Genomic DNA, 262 nt, shown 5'->3' on the forward strand with positions numbered 1-262 from the left:
CGGGCAGCCTCGGCATCCTGTTTTTCACCCTGCTCGGCTTCGTGGTGTACCTGAAGGCCCTCGACCCGGAGCCCACCATCAGCCTGGACACCGACTGGTTCTACCGCCGGGCCGCCCGCCTGTGTATGTGGTTCGCCGAGAAGCCGGTGGTGGCCTGGGAGGGGGCGCTGAGCGGGATTTCCGATTCGGTGATCCTCAGGTTCCTCCATGCCTCGGCCCGGGGCGGCCTCCTGACCGATCTCAACGTGGTGGACGCCATCGT

General features: G+C 66.8%; 1 pseudogene. It reads left to right on the forward strand.

Annotated features, from left to right (window positions below):
- Positions 1-262, forward strand: a pseudogene (locus L9G74_RS21070) (Na(+)/H(+) antiporter subunit D); the annotation flags it as partial.

This window comes from Shewanella electrica, from assembly GCF_022321485.1.
Taxonomy (GTDB): Bacteria; Pseudomonadota; Gammaproteobacteria; order Enterobacterales; family Shewanellaceae; genus Shewanella; species Shewanella electrica.